The sequence below is a fragment of the Pantoea sp. Pa-EAmG genome (genome assembly GCF_030024295.1).
In the GTDB taxonomy this organism is placed as follows: Bacteria; Pseudomonadota; Gammaproteobacteria; order Enterobacterales; family Enterobacteriaceae; genus Pantoea; species Pantoea dispersa.
The window spans coordinates 1-8,388 of record NZ_JASEWO010000186.1; the positions used below are offsets into that span (position 1 = coordinate 1).

7 protein-coding genes are annotated in these 8,388 nt (G+C 58.5%); 5 read left to right on the forward strand and 2 right to left on the reverse strand.

The features are described 5' to 3' along the window. A partial coding sequence (locus tag QMM04_RS18875; RefSeq protein WP_282996757.1) for a hypothetical protein occupies positions 1 to 316 on the forward strand: 316 nt, incomplete at its 5' end. Here QMM04_RS18875 and orn read toward each other — a convergent pair. Then, on the reverse strand, positions 289 to 837 hold the full coding sequence (orn, locus tag QMM04_RS18880; RefSeq protein WP_021508132.1) for an oligoribonuclease: 549 nt from the start codon (positions 835 to 837) through the stop codon (positions 289 to 291). The two genes, QMM04_RS18875 and orn, sit on opposite strands and share 28 nt — an antisense overlap. 102 nt (positions 838 to 939) lie before the next feature. On the opposite strand from orn, the gene rsgA reads away from it, so the two are divergent. The 3 genes from rsgA (at position 940) to mscM (ending at position 6,332) form a co-directional block, all read left to right on the forward strand. Further along, complete coding sequence (gene rsgA, locus QMM04_RS18885) at positions 940 to 1,989, forward strand: small ribosomal subunit biogenesis GTPase RsgA (protein WP_031279822.1); 1,050 nt, start codon at positions 940 to 942, stop codon at positions 1,987 to 1,989. A 93-nt stretch (positions 1,990 to 2,082) separates the two neighbouring features. Beyond that, the gene (asd, locus tag QMM04_RS18890; protein WP_021508134.1) at positions 2,083 to 2,979 is read left to right on the forward strand and encodes an archaetidylserine decarboxylase; all 897 of its coding nucleotides are present in this window, start codon (positions 2,083 to 2,085) and stop codon (positions 2,977 to 2,979) included. Positions 2,980 to 2,996: 17 nt separating this feature from the next. Further along, positions 2,997 to 6,332 (forward strand): miniconductance mechanosensitive channel MscM, encoded by a 3,336-nt coding sequence (gene mscM, locus QMM04_RS18895; protein ID WP_127834644.1) that lies wholly within the window; start codon positions 2,997 to 2,999, stop codon positions 6,330 to 6,332. A gap of 46 nt (positions 6,333 to 6,378) precedes the next feature. Here the strand turns inward: mscM and mdh are convergent, their stop codons facing one another. Continuing rightward, positions 6,379 to 7,314 (reverse strand): malate dehydrogenase, encoded by a 936-nt coding sequence (mdh, locus tag QMM04_RS18900; protein ID WP_021508136.1) that lies wholly within the window; start codon positions 7,312 to 7,314, stop codon positions 6,379 to 6,381. A gap of 420 nt (positions 7,315 to 7,734) precedes the next feature. On the opposite strand from mdh, the gene argR reads away from it, so the two are divergent. Further along, positions 7,735 to 8,205 (forward strand): transcriptional regulator ArgR, encoded by a 471-nt coding sequence (gene argR / locus QMM04_RS18905; RefSeq protein ID WP_058771465.1) that lies wholly within the window; start codon positions 7,735 to 7,737, stop codon positions 8,203 to 8,205. Positions 8,206 to 8,388: the final 183 nt, after the last annotated feature.

The window sequence follows — 8,388 nt, forward strand, 5'->3', positions numbered from 1 at the left end:
TCGCGACCCCGACCTTGGCAAGGTCGTGCTCTACCAACTGAGCTATTCCCGCATCATTGTCTTTCAATCTGCTGCGGCATTGACCGCCTTAGCGCAACTGAACTACCTGATTCAGAACATTTGTTACTTTTACTGCTCCGTACCTGTTGTAAATTCTTCACCGGTACGGGGTGCGCATTATACGAGAAATCCTTCCCGCCGCAAGCGTTGCAAAGCAAAATTTTGCGCTTTGCGCGCGTTTGCTGTTTTAATCGGCAAACTGCTGCTTTCCTGCGCACCCGCGTTGATTTACAGCTGCAGGAAGTGCTCGCGGTAGTAGGCCAGCTCGGCAATGGACTCGCGAATGTCGTCCAGCGCCTGATGCGTACCGGCTTTTTTAAAGCCTGGCAGAATCTCTGGCTTCCAGCGGCGCGCCAGCTCTTTCAGCGTGCTGACATCCAGATAGCGGTAGTGGAAATAGGCTTCCAGCTCCGGCATGTACTTAAACAGGAAGCGGCGATCCTGGCCAATGCTGTTGCCGCAAATCGGCGAGGTGTTGGCCGGAACCCACTGCTGCAGAAACGCAATCGTCGCCTGCTCCGCCGCTCGATCGTCATGCTGGCTGGCCTTCACGCGCGCAACCAGCCCGCTATTGGTGTGGGTGCGTACATTCCAGTCATCCATCAGCGCCAGCTGCGCATCGGACTGATGCACCGCCAGTACCGGACCTTCGGCCAGAATGTTGAGGTTGGCGTCTGTTACAATGGTGGCGATCTCAATAATGCGATCGCGCTCCGGATCCAGTCCGGTCATTTCCAGGTCGATCCAAATCAGATTGTTTTCATTTCCCGCTGTCATGCATTTCCCGCCTGTTGCCAAAGTCGTCATTAGCCTGAATTAAGGTGTATCATAGACGTTTTGCCCAGCGGGGCGAAGCCTGGCGAAAGCGTGAGAGGATGCGTGAGCAAAAATAAATTGTCGAAGGGTCAACAACGTCGCGTCAGCGCCAACCATCAGCGTCGTCTGCAGCAACGGAACGAAAAGCCGGAACCGGACGACAGCCTGTTTGGTGAAGCCTCTGAAGGCGTAGTGATCAGCCGCTTTGGCATGCACGCGGATGTGGAAGACAGCGCCGGCGAGGTGCATCGCTGTAATATCCGCCGCACCATTCGCTCGCTGGTCACCGGTGACCGCGTAGTGTGGCGCGCCGCCGGCGAAAACGGTGGCAAAGGTATTGTTGAAGCCGTACACCCGCGCCAGACGGTGCTGACGCGTCCGGACTTCTATGACGGCGTGAAACCAATCGCCGCCAACATTGATCAGATCATAATTGTGTCGGCGATCCTGCCGGAGCTGTCGCTGAACATTATCGATCGCTATCTGGTGGCCAGCGAAACGCTCGGCGTGGAGCCGCTGCTGGTACTGAATAAAACCGATCTGCTGGATGACGACGCGCGGGCGTTTGTCGATGAGCAGATGGATATCTATCGCCACATTGGCTATCGCGTACTGATGGTGTCGAGCCGCGCCAAAGATGGATTGAAGGATCTGGAAGCGGCGCTCACCGGCCGGGTCAGCATTTTTGCCGGCCAGTCGGGCGTGGGTAAATCCAGCCTGCTGAACAATCTGCTCGGCCTCGACCTGGCAGGCGATGAGATCCTGACCAATGATGTGTCGGACGTGTCCGGCCTCGGCCAGCACACCACCACCGCCTCACGGCTTTATCACTTCCCGCACGGCGGCGATGTCATCGATTCGCCTGGCGTGCGCGAGTTCGGTTTGTGGCATCTGGAGCCGGAACAAATTACCCAGGGATTTGTCGAATTTCGTGAATTTCTCGGCGGTTGTAAGTTCCGTGACTGCAAGCACGACAACGACCCTGGCTGCGCCATCCGCGAAGCGGTGGAGAACGGGATCATCGACATTTCACGCTTCGATAACTACCACCGTATTCTGGAGAGCATGGCGCAGGTAAAAACGCGTAAAAACTTTTCCGCCAGCGAAGATTAACGGGTACAACGGCACATTCGCCAACTGACCGGGGCGCTGCTACAATCCGCCCCCTTTTGTGTAAACCAAACGTTATTAAGCCAGGAGGCAACGGTGTTTGATCGTTTTAAACTCGGCCTGAATCACATTCTGCCTAAAAAAGCGCTGACCGAACTCGCCGGTTGGGGCGCCAGCCGCCGCGCTGGCTGGCTGACCAAAGCGGTCATTGATATTTTTGTCTGGTTCTACAAAGTGGATATGGCGGAAGCCAGCAAGCCGCACACCGGCAGCTACCGCACCTTTAATGACTTCTTTGTACGCCCGTTAAAAGAGGGTGCACGCCCTATCGATCCGGACGCTTCGCTGCTGGCCTTGCCAGCCGATGGCGCCATCAGCCAGCTGGGCCGTATTGCTGGCGATCAGATCTTCCAGGCCAAAGGCCACACTTACTCGCTGCAGGCGCTGCTGGCCGGCAATGACGATCTGGCGGAAAAATTTGTCGACGGTGAGTTCGTTACCACGTACCTTGCGCCGCGCGACTACCACCGCGTGCACATGCCGTGTAACGGCATCCTGCGCGAAATGATCTACGTGCCGGGCGATCTCTACTCGGTTAACCCGCTGACCGCGCGCAACATCCCGAACCTGTTTGCCCGTAACGAACGCGTGATCTGCGTATTCGATACCGATCACGGCCCGATGGTGCAGATCCTCGTGGGCGCCACCATTGTCGGCAGCATCGAAACCGTCTGGGCCGGCACCGTGACGCCGCCGCGCGAAGGGGTGATCAAACGCTGGCGCTACCCATCGGCCGATCATGATGGCGCGGTCGTGCTGCTGAAAGGTCAGGAGATGGGCCGCTTTAAGCTGGGCTCGACGGTGATCAACCTGTTCGCGCCGAACCGCGTCAAGCTGGCTGAAAGCCTTGAAGCCGAAAGCAAAACCCGCCTGGGTCAGCCGCTGGCTATCGCCCTGCCGCAGCCCGGCGACAGCGCTCCGCTCATCGACTAATTCCGGGAAACACCGCCGTGCGCGCCTCTCTTTTTCTGCTGCTGAGCCTGGTGCTCAGCAGCACCGTCTTTGCCGCCACTGTTCCACCCGCCAGCCAGCTGAAACAGGATCTGGAAACGGCGAAATCCGCGAAAAGCTCGCCCAGCCAGGCCGAACAGGTGCAGGCGCTGGAAGCAGCAATTAATTTCCTGTCCGAACGCGACGACTCGCTGGAACGGGCGAAACAGTATCAGCAGGTAATCGATGATTTCCCGCGGCTGGCGCGCGAGTTGCGTCAGCAAATCGCCACGCTGACCGACAGCAGCAAGCCAGTGCGCAGCAACATGAGCAATGCCGAGCTGGATCAGGAGATCCTGCAGGTTAGCAGCCAGCTGCTGGAGGAGAGCCGCCAGGCGCAGCAGGAGCAGGATCGCGCCCGAGAAATCAGCGATTCTCTGTCGCAGCTGCCGCAGCAGCAGACCGATGCGCGGCGCGCCATGACCGAAAGCGAACGGCGCGCACAGGGCGTGGCGGCTGCCGCTACCCCGCTGGCACAGGCGCAGATTTATGCGCGTCAGACCGAGAGCGCTGCCAGTAAAGCGCGGGTAGATGAGCTGGAGCTGGCGCAGCTGTCGGCTAATAACCGTCAGGAGCTGGCGCGCATGCGCGCGGAAGTGCATCAGCGCAAAGCCACCCAGCTGGATAACTATCTGCAGGCGCTGCGCAATCAGCTCAACAACCAGCGCCAGCGCGAAGCCGAACTGGCGCTGGAGCGCACCGAACAGCTGGCGGAAAACAGCGGCGATCTGCCGGCCTCCATCAGCGATCAGTTCCGCGTTAACCGCGAGCTCTCCGCCGATCTGAATCAGCAGGCGCAGCGTATGGATCTGGTGGCCTCGCAGCAGCGTCTCGCCACCAATCAGACATTGCAGGTGCGCCAGGCGCTGAGCACGCTGCGCGAGCAGTCACAGTGGCTGGGCGTGTCGAATCTGCTGGGTGAAGCGCTGCGCGCGCAGGTGGCGCGCCTGCCGGAGATGCCGAAATCCCAGCAGATCGACAGTGAAATGGGCCAGCTGCGCGTGCAGCGGCTGCATTATGAAGACCTGCTGGAGCGCCAGCAGGCGCTGCGCAAAGAGAAACAGGCGGACGGCACGCCGTTCACCAGTGAACAGACGCGCATTCTGGATGCCCAGCTGAAAACCCAGCGTGAACTGCTTAACTCGCTGATTTCCGGCTGCGACACGCTGATTCTGGAAATCACCAAGCTGAAGGTTTCCAATACGCAGCTGCAGGACGCGCTGAGTGAAGTTAAAGAGGCGACGCACCGCTATCTGTTCTGGACCGCCGACGTCAGCCCGGTTGGCCTGAAATATCCGCTGGACGTGGCAACCGATCTGACGCGCCTGCTGTCGCTGGACACGCTGGGCCAGCTGGGCAAAGCGCTGGCGATGATGTTCACTAACCGCGAAACGGTGCTGCCGATTATTGGCGCCATTCTGCTGGTGGGCTTTAGCATCAGCACGCGTCGTCACTACAACGCCTTTATGGCGCGCGCGGCCAGCCGCGTGGGGAAAGTGACGCAGGACCGCTTCAGCCTGACGCTGCGCACCGTCTTCTGGTCGATTCTGGTCGCGGTGCCGCTGCCGGTGCTGTGGGCCGCGCTCGGCTTTGGCCTGCAGCACGCCTGGCCTTACCCGTTTGCCGTGGCGATTGGCGATGGCATCACTGCCACCCTGCCGCTGCTGTGGGCATTCATGATCAGCGCGGCGTTTGCCCGTCCTGACGGCCTGTTTGTCGTACACTTCCGCTGGCCGCAGGCGCGGGTTGCGCGCGCCATGCGCTACTACTCACTGACGGTCGGCCTGATCGTACCGCTGATTATGCTGCTGATAGCTTTCGCCAACCTCGACGATCCGCAGTTCTCCGCCACGCTGGGGCGCCTGTGCTTTATTCTGATCTGCGGGGCGCTGAGCATTGTCACCGTCAGCCTGAAACGCGCCGGTATCCCGCTCTATTTAGATAAAGAGGGCGACGGCGACAACTTCGTTAACCGGATTCTGTGGAACCTGATGATCGCCATCCCGCTGGTGGCGGCGCTGGCCTCCTGCATTGGCTATCTGGCCACCGCGCAGGCGCTGCTGGCGCGTCTGGAAACCTCGGTCGGCATCTGGTTCTTCCTGCTGGTGATTTACCACATCATTCGCCGCTGGATGCTGATTCAGCGCCGCCGCATCGCCTTTGACCGTGCGCGCCAGCGTCGTGCCGATATGCTGGCCAATCGCGCGCGCAGCGAAGAGGAAAAAGAGCAGCAGTCTGCCGTCAGCACCGATACCGTGGAAGTCGAAGAGCCGATTATCGATCTGGATGCGATCAGCGCACAGTCGCTGCGGCTGGTCCGCTCGATTCTGACGCTGATTGCGCTGGTGTCGGTGATTGTGCTGTGGTCTGAGATTCACTCCGCGTTTAGCTTCCTCGACAACATTCCGCTGTGGGATGCCAGCACCACGGTGCAGGGCGTCGAGAGCGTACAGCCCATTACGCTGGGTGCCGTGCTGATCGCCATCCTGATCTTTATCATTACCACCCAGCTGGTGCGCAATATGCCGGCGCTGCTGGAGCTGGCGCTGCTGCAACACCTCAGCCTGTCGCCCGGTACCGGTTACGCCATTACCACCCTGACCAAATACGCGCTGATGCTGGTCGGCGGTCTGATTGGCTTCTCGATTATTGGCGTGGAGTGGTCAAAACTGCAGTGGCTGGTAGCGGCGCTGGGTCTGGGACTGGGCTTTGGGATGCAGGAGATCTTTGCCAACTTTATCTCCGGCCTGATCATCCTGTTTGAGAAACCGATTCGTATCGGCGATACCGTGACTATTCGCGATTTGACCGGCAGCATCACCCGCATCAATACGCGCGCCACCACCATTACCGACTGGGACCGCAAAGAGATTATTGTGCCGAACAAGGCCTTTATCACCGAGCAGTTCGTCAACTGGTCGCTGTCGGATTCGGTGACGCGCGTGGTGCTGACCATTCCGGCACCGGCCCACGTTAACAGCGAAGAGGTGACGACCATCCTGAAGCAGGCGGCCGATCGCTGCACCTACGTGCTGGATATGCCAGCGCCGGATGTGTTCCTGGTGGATCTGCAGCAGGGCATTCAGCTGTTTGAGCTGCGCGTGCACGCGGCGGAGATGGGCCATCGTATGCCGCTGCGTCATGAGCTGCATCAGCTGATTCTGCGCGGCTTTGAAGAGCATGGCATTGAGATGCCGTTCCCGCCGTTCCAGGTACGGATGGAAACGCTGGGGCGCAAAACGCCCGCCAGCAACGGTTCGGCTGCCAGCCGGACCTTCAAATCCGGTGGCCTGTAAAACAAAACGCCCGGCATGCGCCGGGCGTTTTTTCTTTACGCGCGGGTTACTTCACAAACTCTTCGCCCTGCGCGATATCTTTTTTCAGCGTCTCCAGCATGCCGTTAAGCGCCTGCTGTTCGAAATCACTGAGCGGCCCGAGCGGACGGCGTTCGGCGATACCGTTTTTGCCCAGCAGCAGCGGCTGCGAGAAGAAGCGCGCGTACTCGCCATCGCCTTCCACATAAGCGCACTCTACGACATTGGCTTCGCCCTGCAGTGCACGAATCAGCGACAGACCAAAGCGCGCAGCCGCCTGGCCCATCGACAGCGTCGCCGAGCCGCCACCGGCTTTGGCTTCCACCACTTCGGTACCGGCATTCTGAATACGTTTCGTCAGGTCGGCGATCTCCTGCTCGCTGAAGCTGACGCCTTTAACCTGCGACAGCAGCGGCAGAATAGTCACGCCTGAATGCCCGCCGACCACCGGCACTTCAATCTCCGTAGGCTGTTTGCCCTTCAGGGCAGCGACAAAGGTGTTGGCGCGAATCACATCCAGCGTTGAGACGCCAAACAGCCGGTTTTTATCGTACACACCGGCTTTTTTCAGCACTTCGGCAGCAATCGCCACCGTGGTATTTACCGGGTTAGTGATGACGCCAATCAGCGCTTTTGGCGCGGTGGTCGCCACCTGTTCAATCAGGTTACGCACGATACCGGCGTTGACGTTAAACAGATCGGCGCGGTCCATGCCAGGTTTGCGTGCCACACCGGCCGAGATCAGCACCACATCGGCGCCGTGCAGAGCCGGCGTGGCATCTTCGCCACTGAACCCTTCGACTTTCACGGCAGTAGGAATGTGGCTGAGATCAACCGCGACGCCTGGCGTCACCGGGGCAATGTCATACAGTGAGAGGGCTGAACCTGCGGGTAATTGGGTCTTGAGCAGCAGAGCGAGTGCCTGGCCAATACCACCAGCTGCACCGAGAACGGCAACTTTCATCCTGAACTCCTTATTAAGGTGGGGCAGAGATATGCCGAAAATCCATCAGGTTACGAGTTTAATCAACTTCTCAGGCGATAGCGACACACCTGTCGCGCAATAACATTACGCCGCAATCGGCTCCCGAGACATCTCCACTTCAGAAGTCGCCTGAATGATCCAGTCGCAGCCAGAAGACTATGGACGGCAATGATCATCGTTTTGTTGTTACCACTTCAATAATATAACAACTTTGCAACCTTCGCTTTGCGCGCCAGCGCGCGATTTTGGTGCAGGATAAAACTCTGTTATCATGCCCGCCCCACACGCGCATGCCATGAATTCACGCATCCGCTTATTGCATAAAAATTCATCTAAATGCATAATAATTTATCTGCGCCGGGCCTGTTGCCTGCTGCAACCCTCTTTTATTGGTAGCTTATGCGAAACCCATCTAAACAAGACGATCTGATAAAGGCGTTCAAAGCCTTACTGAAAGAAGAAAAGTTCAGCTCTCAGGGCGAAATTGTCCAGGCGCTGCAGGAAGACGGCTTCGGCAACATCAACCAGTCAAAAGTTTCTCGTATGCTGACCAAGTTTGGCGCGGTGCGCACGCGTAACGCCAAAATGGAGATGGTGTACTGCCTGCCTGCCGAACTGGGCGTGCCCACCACCACCAGCCCGCTGAAGAATCTGGTGCTGGATATCGACTATAACGATGCGCTGGTAGTGATTCATACCAGCCCAGGCGCGGCCCAGCTGATCGCCCGCTTGCTCGACTCCCTCGGCAAAGCCGAAGGCATTCTCGGCACCATCGCCGGTGACGACACCATCTTTATTACGCCAGCGCGCGCCTTTACGGTGAAACAGCTGCATGACGCCGTGCTGGTGTTATTCGAACAGGAACTATAAAACCCTGTCTGTTACCGGCGGTTCACCTGCCGGTAACCTTGCCTGCCCGCCCGCGCTTCTCCCGCTGTTTTACCGCCAACACCTTACAAAATAACTGCTTAGCCATATTCCGCCGGGTTCTCAATGCGCGAAATTATTGGTACGACCTTTTCGCCTGTTTAACCCTTTGCGCTATTTTACGCT